Source organism: Devosia limi DSM 17137, from assembly GCF_900128975.1.
In the GTDB taxonomy this organism is placed as follows: domain Bacteria; phylum Pseudomonadota; class Alphaproteobacteria; order Rhizobiales; family Devosiaceae; genus Devosia; species Devosia limi.
This window is the reverse complement of record NZ_FQVC01000009.1, coordinates 1-21,383: the sequence shown is the minus strand read 5'-3', so window position 1 is coordinate 21,383 and position 21,383 is coordinate 1. Positions and strand designations below refer to the sequence as shown.

Genomic DNA, 21,383 nt, shown 5'->3' with positions numbered 1-21,383 from the left:
GTACGGCGGCCATGGCGCAGTCGGCACCGCCCAGCGGCCATGCGCTCTACCTCGAATACTGCGCCAGCTGCCACGGCGCCAATCTCGGGCAGCCGGACGGGCGATTGCCGGCGCCGCCACATGACGAGACGGGGCATACCTGGCATCACTCCGATGAGCAGCTGCTGGTCATCGGAGTGAGGACTGGCTGCCATCGCCCCGGGCTACGAAACGGATATGCCGGCATTCGGCAGCACCGAGGACGATCAGGAAATCATTGGCGATCTTGGATTACATCAAGCAACGCTGGCCGGACCGGGCGGGAAATCCAGCGGCGCCGACAGTGTCTTGGGCGGGCCTCGGGCCACGTTCAAGATTCTGTCGTCCTGCGGGTCTGGCGCCGAAGAAGCGGCAACTCCGTTTGGACGTCACGGACATTGCCGCGGATCTGGCGTACGCGCAGTAGGCCGACGCCTCTTCGGCCTCCCGCTTTAAGCCTGCTCCACTTCAAACGTGAGGTGGGACAACTCGGGCAAATGGGACAGGAGTTCCCGGTAGTAGGTTGGCGCGCGCGGGCTGGCCGAGCGGAGCGACACGATAGCACCGTGATGCCCTGGCCCGACCTGCCACACATGCAGGTCGTAGATCTCGTCGCCGCCTACCTCGATGGCCGACCTGATCTGCTCGGGTAGTTCCTCCACTTCGGGCAGATAGTCGACCAGAACCGCGCCGGCGTCCCGCATCAGGCCCCATGACCAGCGGGCGATGACCAGGCTGCCGAGGATGCCGATGGCCGGATCAAGCCAGAGCCAGCCGAAGACGCTCCCCGCCACCAGAGCGAAAATCGCCAGCACCGAAGTCAGGGCATCCGCCAGAACATGGAGATAGGCCGCGCGGAGATTGTTGTCCCGATGCCGCTCGTCGGTATGCTGATGCTGATGGGCGGCATTCTCATGAGGGTGATCATGATGCGCATGGGACGACCCATGACGATGATCATCATCCCGAAGCAGCCAGGCACATACCAGGTTGACCGTTAGTCCTATGACCGCAACGACAATGGCCTGGTTGAAATTGATGGTGACCGGCGCCGAGAAACGAAGCAGGCTTTCCCACCCGATCAATAACGCAATGAGCGCCAAGACGATTGCGCTGGCGAATCCCGCCAAATCTCCCAGTTTGCCCGTGCCGAAGGTGAAGCGGCGATTCCGGGCATGGCGGCGGGAGAACACATAGGCGAGTGCCGCTATCAGCAAGGCGGCCGCATGGGTCGCCATGTGCCAGCCATCCGCGACCAGAGCCATAGAGCCGTAGACACTGCCGGCCACGATCTCGGCGACCATCATGACCGTGGTCAGGGCGATGACAGCCCAGGTTCGGCGCTCATTTCGCGCATGCTGGGTGCCTAGAAACACGTGCTCGTGCCCAAACGGACGGCTCGGCGTATCGGTCATTTGAGATAGGTCCTTACGGCGTCGATCAATTCGCGCGTGGCACCGGCACGAGCCGCGTCGGCCTCCAGCTCAGGGTCCACCACATGCTCGCGGATGTGATCCTCGATCAATTCGGCCATGAGGCCGGCGGTGGCGCCGCGCACCGATGCCACTTGGTTGAGCACGTCCCCACAAGGCGCCTCGGCCTCAAGGGAGCGCTCAATCGCTTCGATCTGGCCCTTGAGGCGACGGACGCGGGCGAGGAGCTTAGCGCGGTGCTTGATCGTGTGAGACATAGTATAGGGGGGTACCCTATTTTCGGCGGCTACGCAAGGTTGGCCCATGCAGCCGGCTCCCGCCCGCAACGAGGGGCGCTTAGGCTGTTGACCCTCCAAGAGTTGGAAGCCTCAGGCCGCCTCCTTGGTGGAGGTATCGGCCCCGATCACGACGGGGTTAGGAACAGGGCGTGTAACTCGGTGCCATCATGTGCCCTCGCCGGTGAATGAGACTTCAATGACTTACCGTGCCGATCGGCACCTCATGAAAGGCTGATGCCACTGCCCCGCAGCGCTTGGCGAGGTTCCAAAACCCGGCGGCGCAGAGCGCGAGCGCTACCACACTTTGAATGCACGATCCCACGTCCAGTTTGGTGTTACATTTTTGGCTACAGGTAAAGTACATTTTTGCATCGACTTTAAAATAGTGCTATATTGTCCATTATGATTGGACACAGAGCCGACAAGCTAAAGAACCTACTTGAGACCCTACCACCGGGCTTCCTGGTGGATTCGCGCTGGCTGGAAGCCCATGGCATCTACCGGCAGCTTGCCCATTCCTATCTGCAAGCGGGCTGGCTGGAGCGTCCGCTACAGGGCCTGTACCGGCGTCCCTTCATACGCGGCGGCAACGAAAGCGCCGAGCGTGACTGGAAAATTCCCGTTCTCTCCGCGCAGTGGATCATGGACTTCAAATTCCATGTCGCGGCAACGACCGCCATGGAGCTCCATGGCTACACGCACTACCTGCGCATGTCCGGCCCACATAAACTCTATCTCCATGGCGATGCGCCCTCCTGGCTCTCCAGACTCGATCTGAGTGCCGACGTGACTGTGCGCCAGGGCTCGCTCTTTCAGGACATGGATGTCGGCGTCGACAACAAGGAGTTCTCGCTTGAGGACAACGGCGGCGAGCTGCAGCAGAGCCCGTGGCAATGGCCCATGCGCGTGTCATCACCGGAACGCGCGCTCCTTGAAACCATCGACGAAGCCCCAAACCACGAGAGCTTCCATCAAATCGACGTGCTGTTCCAGTCCATGGCGAACCTGCGTCCCAAGCTGATGACGCAGCTCTTGAAACTTTGCCGCAGCGTGAAGACGAAACGCCTCTTTTTCGTGTTCGCGGAACGCCATACGCATGCCTGGCGAAAATATATCGACGAGACGGCCATCGACCTTGGTAGTGGCGATCGCATGTTAGTGAAAGGCGGCAAACTGCACCCGCACTATCGCATCACGATACCTGCCGAATTCGTGACCAAGGGAGAACAAGATGGCGCGTAAAGCTTACACACAGCAGGTCCGTCTGCTCGTGGGCTGCCTTCCCTCGATCGCGAAGTTCGACGTCTGTGCCCTCAAGGGCGGCACGGCTACGACCAGCAAGCTCATCGCGCGACTGGTGCCCTATGGCATGGTGCTGGATCCCGACGGCAAGATGGACGTCTTTACCTTCAGCAATGAAAGGGGTTCGGTCCATCACGTCGGAACCGTGACGCCGGAAGATTCCGAGGACTACGTCCTTCGCAAAGTCGTCGGCAGGGTGCCGGGCTGGAAAGGCGGCACCACCTATAGCTACGTGCTGGAGCACAATCTGCAGCACTTCGGGTGGTTGCCGGCCGAAGAAAACTTTGGCGGGCTGCTTAGCCGGTTCTTTGGCGTGCAGAGGGATTCGCCTGTTGCCGACCAGAAACGTTCCGTAGTGGTCTTCGTGACAGATGGTGAAAACGACCCTGCGGATCACGCCAGGATGATCAGTGTGCTCGAGACGTCGGAGCGGCGCGGCGACAAGTCTACTTTCTATTTATGGGTGCCTGTGAGCATGACGTCGATTTCAAGTTCCTTCGGACCATCGCCGCGCGGTTCAAGAACACTGGCGTCGTGATCGTCCGAGACCTTGACGGCTTCGTCGAGCTTTCCGACGAGGAACTGAACGCGCAGTTGCTTGGCCCCGAACTGTTGGAATGGCTCAGGTCCTAGCTTTGTCGGCCAGGCCGTCCACAGACCAAGCTCCAAAAGCAAGACGCTCGAGCGATCTGAAAAACTCTCGGCCTTGTCGATTGTGGGATTACGGAGCCAGCGGATGGCTTTGGTGAACTGGAAAGACGAGTATCATCGTCAGTATCGCGGCCATGCAGAGGAGCAGAAGAACAGCGATGCTGACATTGTCCCATCTCAACATGACGAACTCTCCTTGCCGCGGTTGCCGAAAGGAGTCGTTTACAAGAGAAAACGGAACGTATTAGGGCCAAAACCTGGCGGCAGATGTTTAAGATGCGGCCATGTGTGTGGATGAACGCGGAGAGGCACGTTGGAGAAACTGGTGCTCCCTTGGGCCTAAGGCGATTGTAGGGCGACCGAGACGGACCAGCTCGACGGCGCGCCCTGCTCCCGCTATCAACGCTGACGCCCTGTTCCCTTGCCATGGCCGTCCAGTAGGACAAAGGCCTTCTCGTCTTCCTGGCGCCCATGAACGATCTTCGCGATACCCGATCGCCCAGACCACCGCCCCGAATTGGCCGGACGATCCGTCCTTGAATAAGACGCCCGAACCATCGGCCATGGAAAGTTGAGGACGAATGGTGATGCCGGCAGCGCAGAGCGGCCCGGCTTCGGCCCGATCGGGAAAATGGATCTGCAGATCGCATCAACCTGCCGAGCATCGAGGTCGGACGGGAATAGAGGAGACCCTCGCGCTGATCTCGGGCCCGTCCTGTAGTCCCGCATGGAACTTGCCGATCCGGGTCAACCGTGTGCCCCCTTCTCGGGCCCGTACCGGCAAATCCAGCCTCGATGCGCATCTTTCGAGGTAGTCCGCGAACTCTGCCCGGCTGGCATAGCCCTCTTGGCCGCTTATGCCGTCGTTGTAAGCAAAGAATAAGGCGACCCGACCGATGCTAAGCCAGTAAATTGCAGCGCAGCGGAACAACGTGGCTTTTTGTGTGCGTTCGGCGTTCAGGGCGCGCGAACTATCGACCTTGGTAGCTCAGCTTCGGGCAATTGCGTTTTTTGTCAAACCGCCGGGCAATGAGGAGCACCACGGTCGGCCAGAGCATTGTATTGCCGATGTCCCTGAGGGCGCCAGTGACATCGATGTCCAGCGCGCCGTGATGTATGCCGTCTAGCAGTTCGTTCGCCAATTGCGCGACGAGAACAACTAACCATGGAACGATGCTTGCGGGACCACGCCGGAATAACACCATGGCCGCAATGTAGATGCCCAAGCCGATGTGGATATGCAGCGCATCTCTACTCAGGAACAGTAACTCACTAAGTTCGGTTTTTATCTTGTTTAGCATGCCTGTCCTCCTGCAGAACTCCTAACAGGCAACCCTTGCCGCAGACTTAAGTGGCAGCAGAACTAGAGCAATAAAGTTAGATTGCTCCGAGGCGGCCCCGGCGTTCACCCGAGCCCAATTAGGCGCACTCGGCCACAATGGTGCGTCACTCAGCCTGCCGCCGCAAGTTGCTCAGCAGCCGCCTCGATCGCTCCTGGATCAATGCGGCAGCACGGTCCCGATCCGATTGCCAACCGGTAAGGTAGAGGCGCTTCAGCAACTGGACCGGCCTCTGCCGACGCCTCTGGCACCCAGTCCTTGTGCGACGGATCCCGCTTGGACGATCAGCGTCTCGTAACCGCCGGAAAATTAAGCGCGTCGCTCTCATCAACAGCACGAGCTACCATACCCAACGTAGTCATTGGGATCAAATAAGACGGTCACTCCCGTCCAGGAGGAAGTATGATCGAGCTTGCGGACTTTACCGCGTAGGCGCAACCGGCGTGGTGGTCGGCTCCACGGGGGCACCAGGGGTTTCGGCCGCAGGCGCGGCGCCGGCACTCGCGCCAACAAAATCGGCAGGCACTAGCGGATCGATCTCGGCGGCGAACTGATCGAGCGTTTTATTACCAGTGAGCGTCTTGCCATTGACATAAAATGTCGGGGTGCCTGAGAGACCAAATTCGTTGAGTGCCTGCTCGCGCAGCGCTTCCATCCCAGTGAACAACTCCTGATCCGTCAATGCGGCGTCAAAAGTTGCCTGGGTAAACCCCAACTGCGTCGCAATTTCGAAGATGGCGTCGCGCGGCGTCTCGGACGTGGCCCAGTCGGTCTGGGTCCGGAAATAGGTCGACAGCACGTTATGGAAATTTGTCGGACCGGCCGCCTCGGCCAGCATAAATACGGCGGCGTCCAGCACATTGCGCACGAAGGGGCGGACGATCAGTTTGATCTTGCCGGTATCAACATACTGCTTGACTAAGGCTGGCAGCACTTCGTTAGAGAAGGTGGCGCAGTGCGGGCAAGTGGGAGAGGCATATTCGATGACGGTGACTGGCGCGCTCTCGCTGCCCTGAACATGATCCGCAACGCCCCCGGCGGGTGCCATTAGCTGCGCTACATCAATCATGTCCCCTTCAGCAGCATTGACAACGCCACCCCCGTACAAGCTGAGCGCCGACGCAGCAACGCCCAAAACGATAGTGTCACGGCGGGTAAAGTTCACGGCTAATGCTCCTGTTGTTATGTGCGGGAAACTACACGGAGCAAATGTAGAGGCAAGTAGGCATTTTCATCAACCCGGCGTGATAGTCTGACGCATCATTGGCCCTATCGGGCCGGTTTAGCTATCAATCGCCCCCCGGTCTGCTGGAGAGTTCACGATGTTTTCCGTGCTTCCGTCAGATCGAAAATAAGATACGCGCTGTCCTGGCAATCTGGCGCCGCAGCAAACCCGAGAGCCTTTTTCATCCCTCCATCCAGGGCGGCCAACAGGCATCTAAGCAGCTCCAGCGCCTGATGGACGATCACATCACCTGCTCGATGAGCCAGTCCAGCAAGGCTTCGGACAACGCGGCAATGGAGAGCTTCTTCTCATCGCTTAAGACCAAACGCACCGCCCTCAATGTCTATAGCATCAGGGCGGTGCCAATGCCGATGTGTTCGACTATATCTAGCGCTTCTACACCCCGAGCACCGTAGCTCTACACTGGGCTAGCTCAGCCCCGTGGAATACGAAGAGCAAGCCAAGCGAGTCTAACTTCGTAGCCCACCGAAGCGGCAGCACTTCAGTCCCTGCGACCTAAAGATCCCTCATGATGGCGGCGGAACCCATCACGAAGATGGAATAGACATAAAAGCTTATGACCAAAACGGCGAGGAACATCCCCAGAACTAATGAACGCCGCTTGCGTAATCGCAAACCGGCCTGATTGAGAGTTGATGCGCTCATCGAAGCTCCTTTTTCAAAGGTTGTAAGCATCGCATCAGCTCAATGCACTGCGACATCGATGCGCATGTTCGCTATAACGACGCTGTCGGGTCTGCTTCAGCTGGGCGGCCAACGTCCGCGGAACTGACACAGCATAAAGTTTCTAGCCGTGGGCTGATGACGCGGTAGGTATCACGCCCTTTTAGCGCAACACCGGCCTGCCCCCATCACCTTCCGCGTCATTGTCGGTCAGCCGGTTATTGTTTCTCGCAAGCCTGCGATCACTTTCTGGCCACGCTGCACGTCAAGCAAGCATCTGACTGCCCCGCACTGCGTTGGTTGGCCGTCCTCACATCCAAATCGTCAGGCTGCTTCGTTCGACAGAGCCGGGATAGCGTCCCTTCTCACCGCGTCGATACGTGAACAATCCTCAAGATGCACAGACCGTCAAAGGAGCATTGAAATACGGAGGGCATGAGAAAGGGCCGCTAGCGACCCTTTCTTGACCTGGACTACGTCCTGGTGCCGCTCTTGTCACGGTGACCGTGTTGGTCAAAATCGCCTAGTTCGTGGTCTTGATGATCGTGATGTTCGCCTGGATTCTCCGGTGCGGGTTTATCACGGTGACCATGCGAGTCGAGGTCGCCAGGTTTGTGGCCGGGATGATCATGATGTTGGCCGGGGGTTTCCTTCGCCACTATAACTCTCCTTTGCCATGTCGGTCGGCAACAACTGCGGCTCAGCTGCTGCGTTCCTCGATGCCGGCAAAGTGAAATCGTGTCTTCCTTGACGCACTTGGCCCTTCCGGTGAGTTTGCCGCATGCACTTTGATTCGTGGACAAGGCTTTCATGACCTGGCTGGCCGATATAGCCATGCTGAGCCATGGTTGGCGCCGTTTCCTGCTGCTGGTGGTGGCCGGCGCCGTTGCCGGTCTGTCCATCCCACCGCTTTTCGTTGTCCCCGCCCTCTTCGTGAGCTTCCCGCTTTGGGTCTGGTGCCTCGATGGCGCGGAGCGCGGCCGGGGCTGGCGACGCCTGTTCGGCCCGGCATTTGCGATCGGCTTTGCCTTTGGGTGGGGCTATTTCACAGTCGCTTTCCATTGGATAGGCACGGCATTTTTAGTGAGTGGCGGGATCATGATCGCCCTCATGCCTTTTGCCATTCTCGCCTTGGCAGCGTTGATCGCCTTCTTCTGGGGCCTGGGCAGCGCCTTGGCTCATCTGTTCTGGAGCCATGGTCCCTGGCGTGTCGTGACGCTCGCCACTTTCGTAACCATCGCCGAATGGGCGCGCGGCCATGTGCTGACCGGCTTTCCGTTCGATCTGCTGGGCTATGCGCTGCCCCCGACCGACGAGATGATGCAGATCACCTCGGTGATCGGCGTCTATGGGTTGACGCTGGTGGCAGCATTGCTGGCGATGACCCCCGCGCTGATCTGGCCTGCCGACGGCCGTAGCCTCAGCCGCCGCCTCCTGCCGTTTTTTATCGCCATGGCGGTTATTGCGGCGCAACTTGGTTATGGCCACAATCGCCTGCCCCGCACCGTTTCGACGGAACGCACTGATATCGCCATGCGGCTGGTGCAGCCGCTGGTCTATGAGCATGCCGACTGGGGCAATGCCGATCCGGTGGCGCTGATCGACCGGTTGCTGATGCTGTCAGAAATGCGGATGGACCCGGCCGACCAGGGGATCGCCGACATCACCCATCTGGTGTGGCCGGAATCGAGCCTGCCGTTTTTCCTGTCGAGCTATCCCGATGCGCTGGCGCGGATCGCCCGGCTGCTGCCGGAAACCACCACATTGCTGGCGGGAATTCCGCGGCAACAATACGCGTTGGACCAGAGCCAAAGCTCGGGGCCACCGTTCAATGCGCTGATGGCGATCAACACCAATGGCGAGGTCATTGCGTCCTACGACAAGTCCCATCTCGTGCCGTTTGGCGAGTTCCTGCCGTTCAGCCAGTTCTTTTCGAAGCTTGGTATCAAGCAGTTCGTTCCGGGCGCCGAGGGCTGGGCGCATGGCGATGCGCGGCGTCGGCTGACGAGCCTGCCCAATACCCCGGCGTTTTTGGCGCTGATCTGCTACGAGATTCTGTTTTCAGGCGATCTGGGCGATACGGCCGGCGCGCAGTTCATCCTCAACATCACCAATGACGCCTGGTTCGACGGCTCGATCGGACCGGCCCAGCATGCTCATCATGCGCGGGTGCGGGCGGTCGAGGAAGGTCTGAGCCTGGTTCGTGCCGCCAATACCGGGCTGACCTTCGCCACCGACCCGCTGGGGCGCGTCACGGGGCAGATCGAGCCGCTGCAGATGGCGGTGCTGGATGTGCGCCCCCATCAACGGCTGGCAGGCACGGTGTTCTCCCAGGTGCGCCATTGGCCGCTGCTGATTGCCCTGCTGGCAGGTCTGCTGATTTCGCTGGTGGTTTCACGCGCCGGGCGCCGCAGAGCGGTTTGACTACCGGAGAAACACGGTTCGTAAAAACACATTGGCCCCCACCTCAGACGCTGTTTATCGCTGCATCGTTTCAAAGTCCCGATGACGGAGGGCGATCAGATTGCCGCTTACCGAGAAGCTCTTTCAATACTGACTTATCAACTTCGCATCGGCTCAACAGCCACTTTTCAGGAGTGTTGAGAGCACTCGAAGGCGCAGGATAGGAATAGGTGGAAGGCCGATGAGGCGCCGGCCTTCCATTGCCTCGGCTATTGCACGACCACGATTGGCGCGCCCCACCGGACCCGATCATAGAGGTCGATGACATCCTGGAAGAGCAGCCGTACGCAACCGCTGGACACGGCCTTCCCGATTGAATTGGCGTCCATATTTCCGTGCAGGCGATAGAGAGTGTCCCGATTGCCCTGGTGAATGTAGAGCGCGCGAGCTCCCAGCGGGTTTTCCGGGCCTGGCTCCATGCCGTTCCGGTAAGGTTCAAGTTCGGGCTGCCGATTGATCATGTCGGATGGGGGCGTCCAGGTCGGCCATTCGCGACCATAGGCGATATGGCCGCGGCCTTCCCAGGCAAAGCCCTCCCGGCCGATGCCTACGCCATAGCGCATGGCCCGGCCGTTCTCCATCGTCCAGTAGAGGAAGCGGTTCGGCGTATCGACCACCACTACGCCCGGTTTCTCACCAGTGATGTTGGCCACTTCCTGCCGCCAGTATATCGGGTCGATCAGATCGATGCGGGCCGCCGGAATGGGAAAACGCTCATCCGGTATGGCCGCATACATGGCGAGGTATTCGGGCGGGATCGCGGGTGCGGGAGGCGCAACGGGTATCGTGGGTTTGGTGGTCGTGCAGCCGGCCAGAGCCAGTGCAGCAAGGCTTGTGGCACCCAGCATCATGTGCCGGCGCGAAATCATGGTGATATGCATGTCATCCAGCAGCCTTCGCGACTGCCTCTCAAGAGATCAGAATTGGGGGATTTGGAGCGGCCTTTGTCGCCGGCGTTCATAGGCGGTTCGCGGAGGTCGGAAACGCCCGTCGTCGCCCAGGGCAGTAATGGCGCTGTCCTGCGCCGCTGCGAACACCGCGGCTTGCGCATAGAGACAGCACTCGTGCACGAAGACCAAGACATCAATTGCCTGCTGGCAGGATATCACGTGCCCGTTGATCTTCTTGGAACAGCGTTTGAACGCTGGCGCGCTGCGTTGGGACGCCTCCGCCTCAACGCATAGCTCCTGGCTGGCGATCGTCCAGAACTGGCCACTTGCCGCGACGCTAGCCATAGCCGGCCCCGGAACGGCGGCCAATCCAAACAGCATAGCCATCAGCAGCAGGAACCTGTTCATGGCCCGGTTATAATTCATCCCGGAACAGGATGCGAGGCAACGGACGAAAGAGTCTTGCGGCGTTGCATCTGCACAACGCCGCCTTGATGCACAGCATCAATGGCCGTGGTGGGGAGCACGGCATATTCCTCCCAATTAGGAAGCCGTCAATTACGGGCATGAAAAACGTCATCGAGGTGGCGGAGCAGCAGGGTGGTTTCGTCATAGTCACGCCTGTTCGCGCTCGAAATGACCGCGAACGGGAACAAAATGCACATATGCAACTTAATGAATGGCTAGCCACCCATTGCTACTCACTCGGTATTTGCTGCCAAACAAGCAATGCTAGCCAACCTGTTGCAGCAATTCCTCCATCCGGTCTGCCGCTTTTGGAGGAAGTTTAGCTTCCTGTATAGCTTGCATGTTCGAAATGTCTTCGCCGACCTGAATCAACCCGACCATACCCATGCCAAAATGGGGTAGGCACTTGTAGCCATAGAGTCCCTCCGCGGTGAGGGTTACCGAGATCTCTTCATTGATCTTGCCTTTCCAGCCCTCGCCACCTGCTGGAAGCGCGTCAGCAATGATCTCGGAATTGTGTCCCTTGTCGGTTGGCACAAATATAACGGTATCTCCCGGCGCAATTTTGAGGAACGCCGGTTCAAACTGCATTCGGCGCCCCTCGCCATCCTTGTTTAGCATTTGCACTCGATGCTCAGTTCCTACAGACTGCGCGACGGCCGCGCCACCGAATGCTAGCGTGCTCACGAACAGAGTAGAGGCACCTTGAATCAAGGTTCGCCGTGACACCTTTAACTGCGAGTTGAGCAAATTTGCTTTTTGATCTTTTGGTCGGCCTGCCATGACGTCTTTCTCCGTTTTAAAACTTACAATGAAGTGAGTGGGGAGCATCGGAAAAGTAGAATATTACCACGAGACTAAGGGAGGTGCCGACAGCAATCTCGTTAATGGGAGAGTGTGCAGCTTCTCCACCAAACGTTAATAGACCAAAGAGCCAGCTTCGGCACTGCGACATCGATGCGCACCCGCAGTTCGTCTAACACCAGACTAGTACCGCATGGACGTGTGTCGCTGACTGATAATTGGCAGACCGATCGATGCGACACATCCGGCACATGCGAACTCGCGGCCTCATCGACAACGAGTTCAATTTCGGTCCAAATACCCCGAGGAGCGGCACCGGCTCCTGAGGTGATCCTGGCGCCTGCATGCTTTTGGCAGTGGCCGTGTTTATTGCCACCTTTGCTCTAACTCGCGATCTGCCAATGATTGACCGCTTGCTGACTATGACCGGAATTGCCGTCCTCGCCCTGGCATGGGCTGGACCGTTGCCCGGCATGGTGCGCGGAAGCTTTGCGGCCCATATGACCCTGCACATGACCGTGGTGGGCATCGGTATACCATTGTTGGCCGCGGGGATCGGCCCCTTGGTCGCCCGGCGGAACTGGCTGCGCTCGCAGCTCGCTCTGCCGATTGCCGTCAGCGTCATCGACCTGGTGGTCGTCTGGGGCTGGCACGCCCCGGCGCTGCACCACGCTTCTCGCACCCAGCCCTGGGCACTTGCCGCTGAGCAGGCGAGCTTTGCCCTTGTGTCGCTACTCGTTTGGCTGGTGGCGTTAGCCAGCACCGGGGAAACCAGACGCATCGCGGCGCTGGCCGGTGCCATGGCGCTGTTCTTCACCTCAATGCACATGACCCTGCTTGGCGCCCTTATTGGGCTGGCGCCGCGTTCAATATACGGTGACCACCTGCAATCTTCCACGGGTGGACTTCCCGTTCTCGTCGATCAGCAACTGGGTGGCGTCATTATGCTAGGTATTGGCGGGGTAATTTATCTGTCGGGCGGACTAGTGCTGATGGCGCGCGTCCTGCGGCGATAGAGGCGACACAGCCATGACTATCTAGGGCCAATCTGATTGGCGCCATCTTGCCGAATGGTCTCTGCGGCAACAACGTCCCCTGCCGTACCAATGTTGGGAATGTGCTGGTTTCTCTCTACTGTAGATTGCCGCAGCGTTAGGTGCTTCGCGAGCAAGAACGAAGCGGCGCGATCGAATATGCCTATATATAGAGCTAGAGCGCGGTTTGCGATGTCGGACACGTTTACCTGCTCCATTTGGATCGGCCGTGTAGCCGAGGCACGGAGGCTTAGAGCCGTTTGAGAACTCCTATTTGTGGGCGATGCGCCTGAGGAGGAGGCTTCCGAGGGCGACGTGGATCATGGCATCGGAGCAATCGATACGCTCTTCGTAATCGCGCACGAGACGGCGCCGTCGGCTCATCCATCCGAGAGTGCGCTCGACGCCCAACGGCGCGGGAGGACTTCGAAGCCCTGGGCCGTATCACAACGCCTGATGATCTCGACGGTGAAGTCGAGAAAGGCGGCCTTATCCATGAGCTTGGTGCGGTCGTAGGCGCCATCGGCGAAAAGATGCTTGAGCCAGGGCCAGCGCTTGCGCAGGCTGTCGAGGATCAACTGGGCGCCGGCGCTGTCGGAGATGTCGGCGGTGGTGAGATTGACCATCAGTAGGCGACCATCGGTGTCCACGGCGATGTGACGCTTGCACCCGACGATCTTCTTGCCGGCGTCGTAACCTCTTGTTTTTGCTTCGGGAGCCTTGACCGACTGGCTGTCGATGACGCCGCCCGAGGGGCTCGCCTCGCGCCCGGACCGCTCGCGATCGAGCATCAGCGCCACGTCGTGGATCGTCCGGAACATGAAACGCCGGACGAAGCGACGAAACCACCAGTAGACGGTCTGCCAGGGCGGGAAATCCTTCGGTAGCATGCGCCAGCCGCCGCCAGAGCGGGCCAGATAGCGGATCGCGTTCAAAACCTCGCGCAAATCCGTCTCAACCGGACGCCCGCTTTTCGCAAGGCTAGGCAGGAACAGCTGTATCCGCCCCCACTCCTCCTCGGTCAGATCCGTCGGGTAGCGCTTGGTCTTCTGCTCAATTTCGGCCATCCGGTCACGCGTCGCTGGGGTCCACATCCAAAGCTTGAATCACGCAAGCACAAACCGTTCAATGCACTTCTCAAACGGTCTCTTAGGTCACATAGTCGGGACACCCCTGGTAACGTTCTTCGGCGTTTTTTGACTTGTGCCTTTTCATGTTGATGGCGCATTGGCTTACGCAACATCTGCGAGGTGAGGCCAAGTACTGCTTTCGCTCAAAGCCGTACGCCTGCCCACACTTGGGGACAACTGCCGATCGGGGCCGCCGAGTTCGTTTGGATCTCTCAAAACGAGCCCCGCGGGGCGGCTGAGGCCATTGCCCCTCAAAGACGCTCGTCAATGGCTCCATTTGCTCGAAAGTGCGGCCGGGGCAAGAAAGCAAACCGGGGCGTTTTTGCATCGGCAATGGCAGCAGCACTCGCGGCCAAAAGGCTGCGACGGAAAAAATAGTCATAGCGTCTCCCGTTCACAAGAATGAAACGCCGCGGGCGAGCAGCCTGCGCCATCGCGTAGGAAGCACCGCGCCACCCGCCTTCGCCTTGCCGGATCCGCCCAAGAGGGGCAAAGGCGGCTCCACTCTTGACGCCAACACCGTCTCCCTTTAACCCCTCGTGGGAGAAGTTGCCTGCAGGACGGATGAGGGCGCTTCCTATGACCGATTATCCCGCCACTGCCCGCCCGCGCTTTGCCCTTGTCGATATCGTCCGCGGCGTCGCCATCATTGCCATGGTGGTCTATCACCTGTTCTGGGACCTGAGCTATTTCCGCTTCATCGCCGCCGATGTCGGAAACGATCCGGTCTGGGTCTTGTTTGCGCGCAGCATACTTGCGGTTTTCCTGTTCCTGGTCGGGGTCGGGCTGGTGCTGGGCCACGGGCGCGGCGACATTCGCTGGCGGAGCTTCTGGAGGCGCTGGGGCTTTGTCGTTGTTGGCGCACTGGCCATTAGCGTGGCGACGTGGTTCGCCTTTCCGCAGAGCTTTGTCTATTTCGGCGTGCTGCATGCTATCGCCCTGTTCAGCCTGATGGGGCTGGCCTTTCTACGTGCCCCGCTCTGGCTGGCGGCGGGGGTAGCCGCCGTGGTCATCGCGCTGCCCTTCTTTTACTCCGACGCCCTGTTCAACGAGAAGGCCTGGTCCTGGATCGGCTTCTGGCAGGTGCCGCCGTCCACCAATGACCTGGTGCCGGTCTTTCCTGGGCTGGGTGTTGTGCTGCTGGGCGTTATCGCCGCGCGGCTGGTGCTGTCCTCGGCTTGGGCGCCCCGTCTTGCCGCCATCGCACCAGCCGGGCGACTGGCGCGCCTACTAGCCTGGCTCGGACGCTGGAGCCTGTTGCTTTATCTGGTGCACCAGCCCATCCTGCTGGGGCTGGTCTATCCGGCCTCCTTGGTCTTCCAGCCGCAGCTGGATATGCGCAGGGCCGACTTCCTGCGCTCGTGCCAGTCGACATGTCAGACGGGGGGCACAGCGCCGGGTCTCTGCACCACTTATTGCCAATGCGGGCTAGAGGGCGTCGAGACCAACAGGCTCTGGAACGCCATCGAAACCGGCATGGTCACGGCCGGCGATCAGACCCTACTCGATGCGCAGAACCGGCAGTGCTCGGCCTTGATCTATCCCGAGCTCAATGCGCGGCAGTGAGCCCGCGCACTATAGGAACCCTATTCTCTGCGTTTTTTGCTCAGATTCTACCGTGGATAGTAGGGCAAAAACGGGCCTTGATTGTCCCAGCCCGGGCCACGGGTGGCTCCGCGTCGCTCGGGACCCACATATATCCTAGTCTGGACTGGCGTGCATCAAACTGCGACGCCGCCGAGGTCTTGCACATGATCAGCAGATATCTGCGCAACACCGTCGAGCACGTCTTCGGCACCATCAAGGGCTGGATGGGCGCCACCCACTTCCGAACGCGGGGCCTCACGAACGTCGCCACCGAAGCCAACCTGGCGATCCTAGCCTACAACATCAAGCGCGCCATCGCCATCGCCGGCGTCGGCCCTGCCCTCAATGCGATCGCTGGGTGACCGGAGCTGACGCGTGTCGGGGCGAAACGCCCTGTGCGATGGGCTGCGCCTCGTTCTCACACAGCCTCGGGTGGGAAGGGGACAGTCGGCTTTTCGGCAAAGGACATGCTAAAAACTAGACATTACGTCCAAACTGAACTGTGCTTCTTTGCACTTGGCTTATGCACCAACCAAGCTGTTGAGATTGCTGAAGCGGGAAGTTGGTGCACAAATCTTGAACTATGCGCCCAGCCTCGACGCGGCTACTGCAAATGCTTTTCATAATCATTTCTAACTACCTGAAAACCTTGATGTTTCTGCAGTTCAGTGATTGAAGGTGCCCTATGGAGCACTCTCTTAGAATCGCCTTTGCGAGCTTGGCCGTCAGCATTGCGGTGCTGGCGATCAAATACGCTGCATTTTTGCTCACTGGCAGCGTGGCTCTTTATTCGGACGCACTCGAAAGCATCATCAATGTTGTGACGGCTATGACCGTAATCATCGCGATCCGGATTGCTGCGCGGCCCGCTGACGCCGAACATCCATATGGACATCACAAGGCCGAATATCTCTCGGCCATTGTGGTCGGCATTATGATTGTTGTTGCAGCCTTTGCGATCCTACGTGAAGCCTATGAGGCGTTTCTTCACCCCAAGCTAATCGAAGACGCTTGGGCAGGGCTCGCGGTAAGTGTGGCTGCAACCGTACTCAACGTGATCTGGAGTTTGGTCCTGATCCGGCAAGGTCGAGCACATCGCTCGCCGTCGCTTGTGGCAGACGGCAAGCACCTGATGGCAGATGTGGTCACGACCATTGCCGTGCTCGTCGGTGTAGTCGCCGTTGTGCTGACGGGCATCGCCGTCCTTGATGCCGGGATCGCAGCGCTAGTTGCTCTTAATGTGCTTTGGAGTGGTTGGGGCGTTATTCGAGATAATGCAAGCGGGCTCATGGACGAGGCCGCACCGCCTGAAGAGCTGGCCACAATCCGCAACATTATCGGACAGAACGCGCTTGGCGCCATCGAGGCCCATGCCCTACGCACCCGCCATGCGGGAAAAGCGACTTTCATCGACTTTCACTTGGTTGTGCCAAGCACGATGAGCGTTGGGGCGTCGCACGATATTTGCGACATCATCGAAGCGGCGCTGAAAGCCCATGTTACAGGTGCCATCATCACTGTTCCCCTGTCCGCCGTCAGCACCCATGGCACAGATTCAGGGTTGAGATTTAAGGAGTGTTTTGGTCTCGTCGTGTGACGAAGGAACCAAGATGACCGCTAAATCCTCGAACACCAAAAGGCCTGCTGAGCAGGTGGTGAAGGACATTCGCCGGGCGACCCGCCGGCATTTTTCAGCCGAAGACAAAATCCGGATCGTGCTGGATGGCCTGCGCGGCGAAGACAGCATTGCCGAGTTGTGCCGCAAGGAAGGTATCGCGCAGAGCCTCTATTACACTTGGTCCAAGGAGTTTATGGAGGCCGGCAAGCGCCGCCTGGCCGGCGATACGGCGCGCGCTGCCACCAGTGATGAGGTCAAGGATCTGCGCCGCGAGGCCGGTGCGCTCAAGGAATGCGTCGCTGACCTGACGCTGGAAAACCGTCTGCTCAAAAAAAGCATGATCGCGGTTGGGGACGAGCCAGAATGAGGTATCCCGCATCCGAAAAGCTCGAGATCATCAATCTCGTCGAGCAGTCGCACCTGCCAGCAAAGCGCACTCTGGACCGGCTGGGCATCCCGCGCCGGACCTTCTATCGCTGGTATGACCGCTACCTTGGTGGCGGCCCTGAGGCATTGGAGGACCGACCATCGGCGCCCAGCCGGGTGTGGAACCGGATCCCGACCAATATCCATGACCAGATTATCGAGCTGGCGCTGGAGCAGTCCGAGCTCTCCCCGCGGGAACTGGCCATACGGTTTACCGATGAGACGCGCTACTTCGTCTCCGAGGCCAGCGTTTACCGGCTTCTCAAGGCCCACGACCTGATCACCAGTCCGGCCTATGTGGTGATCAAGGCCGCCGATGCGTTCCACACCAAAACGGTGCGGGCCAACGAGATGTGGCAGACCGACTTCACCTACTTCAAGATCATTGGCTGGGGCTGGATGTACCTGTCCACCGTGCTCGACGATTACTCGCGCTACATCATCGCCTGGAAGCTGTGCAGCACCATGCGAGCCGAGGACGTGACCGACACGCTGGACATGGCGCTGGCCGCATCAGGGTGCGATCAGGTCCATGTGCAGCACAAACCACGCCTTCTGAGCGATAATGGCCCGTGCTACATCGCCAGCGAACTGGCCGATTATATCGAGGCGCAGGCCATGAGCCATGTTCGGGGTGCGCCGATGCATCCCCAGACCCAAGGCAAGATCGAGCGCTGGCACCAGACCATGAAGAACCGCATCCTGCTCGAAAACTACTTCCTGCCCGGCGATCTCGAGGCCCAGATCGGCGCCTTCGTCGAGCACTACAACCACCGGCGCTACCACGAGAGCCTGGCTAACGTGACCCCGGCAGACGCCTACTTCGGTAGGGCCGCAGCCATCATCAAACAGCGCGAAAGGATCAAACGCAAAACCATCCAGCATCGGCGCTTGCAGCACCGCAAGCTCGCCGCATAACATCAAACCCAGGACGAGGCCGACGCTCCACTAATCCGCAACCCAACATGAGCCAAATCATCTGACGACGGACAGGTGCCATAGAGCACCAGCGGGTCGGCGGGGCTGACGGACAGGGCATGGAAGTCGACCGGCCCCTGTACACCGTCGGATAGCTTCGACCACGGTCCGTCGGCACTTCATGAAGTCGTCGGCCTCTTCCGAGGCCATTCGTGCGGAGCCGGCGCTGTTTACTGCGAACAGACCATGATGGGTGGCCAACAACACCACGTCTGAGTTCGGCGGCAGAACGACGCCATGAATATGGGTTAGTTCGCTCACCGGAATTGCGGCTGAATGCTCGGATGCCACGGCCGGCAAGACGAGCGCCGCGGCGAACGCCAGGCCAATAAGCGCTTTCATGATATAACCTTACCTCCGTTGTGGAAGAGGCTAGGCTTTTGCACCTGCCCGTACTGCCTCACGCCTGCAGTGCGCGGCATCGTCGATCGCGATGGCAAACACCGCCGCAGGTTTCTCGCTCCTGATCTCGACGCGATGAGTCGAGAGGTCGATCTTCGCCTGTGCATCGGAATCTACGCTTTTCACCGCTTTCTCGACGGTAGCGGCGCAATGGCTGCAGGTCATGTCGTTGACTTGAAAGTTATGCATGGGACAGCTCCGTGGAGTTCAAGCCCGAAGCGTGGGGCCTTCCAAGGTAGGAAGGTCAAGGCTAATCGATTGGAACACGGAGGGAGCCACCATCAGCATTCTTGACCGCTGGCCAGCATTGCTGGATAGGCCTCCCGACCATCCAAGCACTGTCGGAAATCGGGACTCGTCCTCACTTCTGGAACCAGAATGGGCCAGTCGACTTATACCCCATGGGGTATGGAGACGAGCATGTGTGCCGAGCAGTCATTGGCTATCCGCAACCGTCTGAACCGCGTTGCCGGCCAGGTAGCCGGAATTTCGCGCATGATCGAGGAAGGGGCCTACTGCATCGACATCCTTACCCAATTGCAGGCCGCCTTGGCCAAGGCGGAGGATGCAATCCTCAAGCAACATGCCGATGGGTGCGTCGCCGAAGCGATCGCGTCTGGCGATCCGGATGCGCAACGGGCCAAGTTCAACGAGCTCGTGGACCTGATCGCCAAATCGAAAAGATGAGCGAAAAAGAAATATTAGATGACCCAAGCGCGAACGGCATCTCACTCTACCGGATGGTTGCGCCAGGACACACAACGGGCATGGAGCTCCAGGAGATAGAAAATGTCGGATACCACGCATCACTCGAGCCAACCCGAACATCGCGGACACGCGGTCCACGGGCGGCCTTATCTGATGTTCTGGATCAACATGATCCTGGGCCTGATCGTCATGTATGTCGTCATGTTCTCCATGATCGACGGGTTCGCCGATTTCCGCAACAATCTCAACATGTTCTACATGGCTGTCACCATGTGGGCACCCATGGGCATTTTCATGCTGGCAACCATGCCCGGCATGTTCCCGAACAGGAGGATGAACCTCGCCTTGTACGTGATATTCGCCCTGCTGACGGTCCTCTCTTTCTCGGGCACCCGCGCTCAGACATTCATCGACGACCGCCAGTTCGTGGATTCCATGATCCCGCACCATTCGGGCGCCATCCTGATGTGCCGTGAGGCAGATATCGAAGACCCCGAACTATTGACCTTGTGCGGCGAAATCATCGAGGCGCAGCGCCGGGAAATCGACCAGATGGAAGCGATCGGCGCGCGCCTCCAGAGACTATAGCTGCGGCGCGGCGATGGCGTAGCGGGGCGACGTTTCATCATCGCGACGCCGCCAGCAGCAGATCGAAAGCTTCGATGATTTCCGCCCCTGCCCCTTTGGCACCGGCATCGATCCACCCACGGATACCCGCAAGAAGTGCTCCACTCAACATGGCCGTTATCGTCGCCTGCGCCTCGCCCGGGCCGATTTCCGTCGCCACGATGTCCTCGACGATGCCGCGAAACTCGGCCTCGGCGAGCCCTCCACCGCCGCCGGCAAGAGCTACGAACAAGCCAGCGTGCGACTTTGCATGGTCCAGCAGGGCACGGATGAACACCCTGCGATCTTCGGCAGTGGATCGTGGTAGGGACGCCAGTTGCTCCCGCAGGCGGGCGAACCCGAACCGCAGCAGATCCTCCTTGGCCTTGAAGTGCGCATAGAACGTGGTGCGTCCGACATCGGCTTCATCAAGGATGGCGCGAACCGAGAGCTGGTCATACCCCTTCTCGGCGACCAGCGCGGCAAAGGCCGAATAGAGCGCCTCCCTGGTTTTTCTGACCCGACGATCCATGGTTTTTCGGAACGCTCCCCTGTCATCGGTTCCGAAGCGAACGCCAGTCGGTGGACACTGCTCAAACTTCCGAACACTTGTTCGGTAGCGGACAATCGGTCCGCCAGCAAGGATTTCAGATCATGTCCAAAATCTCTCTGGCCTCAGCCTCGCTTGTGGCACTCATCGCCACCCTGATCGCTACGGGAATTCATCATATCTTCCGGCTCGGCCCCGAACTGATCCTGCCCACGGCGATCGGCGTGGCCATACCCATCGTGCTATGGTCGCTGCATGAAAGGACCGGCAAGCCGGCCCTGCTCTGGGCGTACCGTGCATACGCCGCCCTCGTCGTGTTCTGGTTCGGCTTTCTCGACGGATTTCTGGACCACGTCGCGAAGGCCGCAGGCCTAGACAACGTGACCTTCTTGGCTGGCAGCGAAGAAGAGATCGTGGGGACGGCCATGCAGCTTTGGTCCAAGTCGGCGTCCACGGCCTTTTACGAAGGGACCGGTATTCTCAGCGCAGCTCTGGCCCTGCTGACCGTCATCACGACCTGGCGTTACCTGGTCGACCAAATTCTGGCTAGCGGTGAAGCGCAGCACCGGGGATAAGCCGTCAAGGGCAAGGATCATCCGAAAAGGCCGCCGCAGTTGCGACGGCCTTGGACTTCCGGTTCGGCTGCGTCAGGCGCGTAGCTCGCCGGTGTAGCCTGCATCCTCGATCGCCTTGGCGAAGCGCTCGACCGGCTTGTCGCTCTCGATCTTGACCGCAAGCGCACCCAGATCGATATCGACCTTGGCGGCGCCGTCGACGCTCTTGACCGC

General features: G+C 59.5%; 20 protein-coding genes and 3 pseudogenes. 12 read left to right on the top strand and 11 right to left on the bottom strand.

Annotated elements, in window-relative coordinates; translation table 11 throughout:
• Positions 1-470 precede the first annotated feature (470 nt).
• The gene (gene dmeF, locus BUA69_RS14415) at positions 471-1,433 is read right to left on the bottom strand and encodes a CDF family Co(II)/Ni(II) efflux transporter DmeF (RefSeq protein WP_046135149.1); all 963 of its coding nucleotides are present in this window, start codon (positions 1,431-1,433) and stop codon (positions 471-473) included.
• The gene (locus BUA69_RS14410) at positions 1,430-1,708 is read right to left on the bottom strand and encodes a metal/formaldehyde-sensitive transcriptional repressor (RefSeq protein WP_046135202.1); all 279 of its coding nucleotides are present in this window, start codon (positions 1,706-1,708) and stop codon (positions 1,430-1,432) included. The genes dmeF and BUA69_RS14410 overlap by 4 nt, the downstream gene beginning before the upstream one ends.
• Before the next feature lie 423 nt (positions 1,709-2,131).
• Here BUA69_RS14410 and BUA69_RS14405 point away from each other — a divergent pair, with 423 nt between their 5' ends.
• Together BUA69_RS14405 and BUA69_RS14400 are read left to right on the top strand one after the other, a co-directional pair.
• On the top strand, positions 2,132-2,971 hold the full coding sequence (locus BUA69_RS14405) for a type IV toxin-antitoxin system AbiEi family antitoxin domain-containing protein (RefSeq protein WP_046135150.1): 840 nt from the start codon (positions 2,132-2,134) through the stop codon (positions 2,969-2,971).
• Positions 2,961-3,569, top strand: coding sequence for a hypothetical protein (locus tag BUA69_RS14400; RefSeq protein WP_244468738.1), 609 nt, complete (start codon positions 2,961-2,963; stop codon positions 3,567-3,569). The genes BUA69_RS14405 and BUA69_RS14400 overlap by 11 nt, the downstream gene beginning before the upstream one ends.
• Positions 3,570-4,653: 1,084 nt before the next feature.
• Here the strand turns inward: BUA69_RS14400 and BUA69_RS14395 are convergent.
• The gene (locus tag BUA69_RS14395; RefSeq protein WP_046135151.1) at positions 4,654-4,983 is read right to left on the bottom strand and encodes a hypothetical protein; all 330 of its coding nucleotides are present in this window, start codon (positions 4,981-4,983) and stop codon (positions 4,654-4,656) included.
• Between the two features lie 460 nt (positions 4,984-5,443).
• Positions 5,444-6,187, bottom strand: a complete 744-nt coding sequence (locus BUA69_RS14390) for a DsbA family protein (protein WP_143154529.1) — start codon at positions 6,185-6,187, stop codon at positions 5,444-5,446.
• 200 nt (positions 6,188-6,387) lie between these two features.
• On the opposite strand from BUA69_RS14390, the pseudogene BUA69_RS21295 reads away from it, so the two are divergent.
• Positions 6,388-6,679: pseudogene (locus BUA69_RS21295) on the top strand (IS3 family transposase); the annotation flags it as partial.
• A gap of 84 nt (positions 6,680-6,763) precedes the next feature.
• On the opposite strand, the gene BUA69_RS21030 reads toward BUA69_RS21295, so the two are convergent.
• On the bottom strand, positions 6,764-6,913 hold the full coding sequence (locus BUA69_RS21030) for a hypothetical protein (protein ID WP_169749454.1): 150 nt from the start codon (positions 6,911-6,913) through the stop codon (positions 6,764-6,766).
• Between the two features lie 828 nt (positions 6,914-7,741).
• On the opposite strand from BUA69_RS21030, the gene lnt reads away from it, so the two are divergent.
• Positions 7,742-9,355 carry an apolipoprotein N-acyltransferase gene (lnt, locus tag BUA69_RS14385; RefSeq protein WP_046135152.1) on the top strand — a complete coding sequence of 538 codons (1,614 nt, stop codon included), beginning with the start codon at positions 7,742-7,744 and terminating at the stop codon, positions 9,353-9,355.
• 248 nt (positions 9,356-9,603) lie between these two features.
• Here the strand turns inward: lnt and BUA69_RS14380 are convergent, their stop codons facing one another.
• The 3 genes from BUA69_RS14380 to BUA69_RS14370 form a co-directional block, all read right to left on the bottom strand.
• Positions 9,604-10,275, bottom strand: a complete 672-nt coding sequence (locus tag BUA69_RS14380) for a L,D-transpeptidase (RefSeq protein WP_082093807.1) — start codon at positions 10,273-10,275, stop codon at positions 9,604-9,606.
• Positions 10,276-10,311: 36 nt separating this feature from the next.
• Positions 10,312-10,692: a hypothetical protein gene (locus BUA69_RS14375; protein ID WP_072866571.1), complete on the bottom strand. Its 381-nt coding sequence runs from the start codon at positions 10,690-10,692 to the stop codon at positions 10,312-10,314.
• Positions 10,693-11,016: 324 nt separating this feature from the next.
• Positions 11,017-11,535: a pseudoazurin gene (locus tag BUA69_RS14370; protein WP_082093808.1), complete on the bottom strand. Its 519-nt coding sequence runs from the start codon at positions 11,533-11,535 to the stop codon at positions 11,017-11,019.
• Positions 11,536-11,957: 422 nt separating this feature from the next.
• Here BUA69_RS14370 and BUA69_RS14365 point away from each other — a divergent pair, with 422 nt between their 5' ends.
• Entirely contained in the window at positions 11,958-12,572 is a 615-nt protein-coding gene (locus tag BUA69_RS14365) for a cytochrome c oxidase assembly protein (RefSeq protein WP_046135205.1), read from the top strand.
• A 288-nt stretch (positions 12,573-12,860) separates the two neighbouring features.
• Here BUA69_RS14365 and BUA69_RS14355 read toward each other — a convergent pair.
• Positions 12,861-13,684: pseudogene (locus tag BUA69_RS14355) on the bottom strand (IS5 family transposase).
• Positions 13,685-14,299: 615 nt separating this feature from the next.
• Between BUA69_RS14355 and BUA69_RS14350 the strand changes: the two are divergent.
• The 4 genes and pseudogenes from BUA69_RS14350 to BUA69_RS14330 all read left to right on the top strand — a co-directional run bounded on the left by BUA69_RS14350 (position 14,300) and on the right by BUA69_RS14330 (position 18,269).
• Entirely contained in the window at positions 14,300-15,286 is a 987-nt protein-coding gene (locus BUA69_RS14350; RefSeq protein ID WP_052950527.1) for a heparan-alpha-glucosaminide N-acetyltransferase, read from the top strand.
• Positions 15,287-15,489: 203 nt separating this feature from the next.
• A pseudogene (locus BUA69_RS14345) lies at positions 15,490-15,669 on the top strand (transposase); the annotation flags it as partial.
• Positions 15,670-15,992: 323 nt separating this feature from the next.
• Positions 15,993-16,904: a cation diffusion facilitator family transporter gene (locus BUA69_RS14340; RefSeq protein ID WP_072866569.1), complete on the top strand. Its 912-nt coding sequence runs from the start codon at positions 15,993-15,995 to the stop codon at positions 16,902-16,904.
• A gap of 13 nt (positions 16,905-16,917) precedes the next feature.
• Positions 16,918-18,269, top strand: a protein-coding gene (locus tag BUA69_RS14330; protein WP_425283940.1) for an IS3 family transposase whose coding sequence is annotated in 2 segments (ribosomal slippage) — positions 16,918-17,253 and positions 17,256-18,269 — 1,350 coding nt in all. Because the reading frame shifts where the segments join, the coding sequence is not laid out codon by codon here.
• A 432-nt stretch (positions 18,270-18,701) separates the two neighbouring features.
• Here BUA69_RS14330 and BUA69_RS14325 read toward each other — a convergent pair.
• Complete coding sequence (locus BUA69_RS14325) at positions 18,702-18,920, bottom strand: heavy-metal-associated domain-containing protein (RefSeq protein ID WP_046135158.1); 219 nt, start codon at positions 18,918-18,920, stop codon at positions 18,702-18,704.
• 231 nt (positions 18,921-19,151) lie between these two features.
• Between BUA69_RS14325 and BUA69_RS14320 the strand changes: the two genes are divergently transcribed.
• Both BUA69_RS14320 and BUA69_RS14315 read left to right on the top strand, forming a co-directional pair.
• Entirely contained in the window at positions 19,152-19,418 is a 267-nt protein-coding gene (locus BUA69_RS14320; protein WP_046135159.1) for a metal-sensitive transcriptional regulator, read from the top strand.
• Positions 19,419-19,520: 102 nt separating this feature from the next.
• Positions 19,521-20,027 carry a DUF305 domain-containing protein gene (locus BUA69_RS14315; RefSeq protein ID WP_046135160.1) on the top strand — a complete coding sequence of 169 codons (507 nt, stop codon included), beginning with the start codon at positions 19,521-19,523 and terminating at the stop codon, positions 20,025-20,027.
• A 37-nt stretch (positions 20,028-20,064) separates the two neighbouring features.
• Here the strand turns inward: BUA69_RS14315 and BUA69_RS14310 are convergent, their stop codons facing one another.
• Positions 20,065-20,577 (bottom strand): TetR/AcrR family transcriptional regulator, encoded by a 513-nt coding sequence (locus BUA69_RS14310; RefSeq protein WP_052950528.1) that lies wholly within the window; start codon positions 20,575-20,577, stop codon positions 20,065-20,067.
• Positions 20,578-20,699: 122 nt separating this feature from the next.
• On the opposite strand from BUA69_RS14310, the gene BUA69_RS14305 reads away from it, so the two are divergent.
• Entirely contained in the window at positions 20,700-21,170 is a 471-nt protein-coding gene (locus BUA69_RS14305; RefSeq protein ID WP_046135161.1) for a hypothetical protein, read from the top strand.
• Positions 21,171-21,383: the final 213 nt, after the last annotated feature.

What these genes read in the sequence shown, in the direction of transcription:
- dmeF (WP_046135149.1), bottom strand. Translation starts at nt 1,433, where the DNA reads ATGACCGATACGCCGAGCCGTCCGTTTGGGCACGAGCACGTGTTTCTA.
- BUA69_RS14410 (WP_046135202.1), bottom strand. Translation starts at nt 1,708, where the DNA reads ATGTCTCACACGATCAAGCACCGCGCTAAGCTCCTCGCCCGCGTCCGT.
- BUA69_RS14405 (WP_046135150.1), top strand. Translation starts at nt 2,132, where the DNA reads ATGATTGGACACAGAGCCGACAAGCTAAAGAACCTACTTGAGACCCTA.
- BUA69_RS14400 (WP_244468738.1), top strand. Translation starts at nt 2,961, where the DNA reads ATGGCGCGTAAAGCTTACACACAGCAGGTCCGTCTGCTCGTGGGCTGC.
- BUA69_RS14395 (WP_046135151.1), bottom strand. Translation starts at nt 4,983, where the DNA reads ATGCTAAACAAGATAAAAACCGAACTTAGTGAGTTACTGTTCCTGAGT.
- BUA69_RS21030 (WP_169749454.1), bottom strand. Translation starts at nt 6,913, where the DNA reads ATGAGCGCATCAACTCTCAATCAGGCCGGTTTGCGATTACGCAAGCGG.
- lnt (WP_046135152.1), top strand. Translation starts at nt 7,742, where the DNA reads ATGACCTGGCTGGCCGATATAGCCATGCTGAGCCATGGTTGGCGCCGT.
- BUA69_RS14380 (WP_082093807.1), bottom strand. Translation starts at nt 10,275, where the DNA reads ATGCATATCACCATGATTTCGCGCCGGCACATGATGCTGGGTGCCACA.
- BUA69_RS14375 (WP_072866571.1), bottom strand. Translation starts at nt 10,692, where the DNA reads ATGAACAGGTTCCTGCTGCTGATGGCTATGCTGTTTGGATTGGCCGCC.
- BUA69_RS14370 (WP_082093808.1), bottom strand. Translation starts at nt 11,535, where the DNA reads ATGGCAGGCCGACCAAAAGATCAAAAAGCAAATTTGCTCAACTCGCAG.
- BUA69_RS14365 (WP_046135205.1), top strand. Translation starts at nt 11,958, where the DNA reads ATGATTGACCGCTTGCTGACTATGACCGGAATTGCCGTCCTCGCCCTG.
- BUA69_RS14350 (WP_052950527.1), top strand. Translation starts at nt 14,300, where the DNA reads ATGACCGATTATCCCGCCACTGCCCGCCCGCGCTTTGCCCTTGTCGAT.
- BUA69_RS14340 (WP_072866569.1), top strand. Translation starts at nt 15,993, where the DNA reads ATGGAGCACTCTCTTAGAATCGCCTTTGCGAGCTTGGCCGTCAGCATT.
- BUA69_RS14325 (WP_046135158.1), bottom strand. Translation starts at nt 18,920, where the DNA reads ATGCATAACTTTCAAGTCAACGACATGACCTGCAGCCATTGCGCCGCT.
- BUA69_RS14320 (WP_046135159.1), top strand. Translation starts at nt 19,152, where the DNA reads ATGTGTGCCGAGCAGTCATTGGCTATCCGCAACCGTCTGAACCGCGTT.
- BUA69_RS14315 (WP_046135160.1), top strand. Translation starts at nt 19,521, where the DNA reads ATGTCGGATACCACGCATCACTCGAGCCAACCCGAACATCGCGGACAC.
- BUA69_RS14310 (WP_052950528.1), bottom strand. Translation starts at nt 20,577, where the DNA reads ATGGATCGTCGGGTCAGAAAAACCAGGGAGGCGCTCTATTCGGCCTTT.
- BUA69_RS14305 (WP_046135161.1), top strand. Translation starts at nt 20,700, where the DNA reads ATGTCCAAAATCTCTCTGGCCTCAGCCTCGCTTGTGGCACTCATCGCC.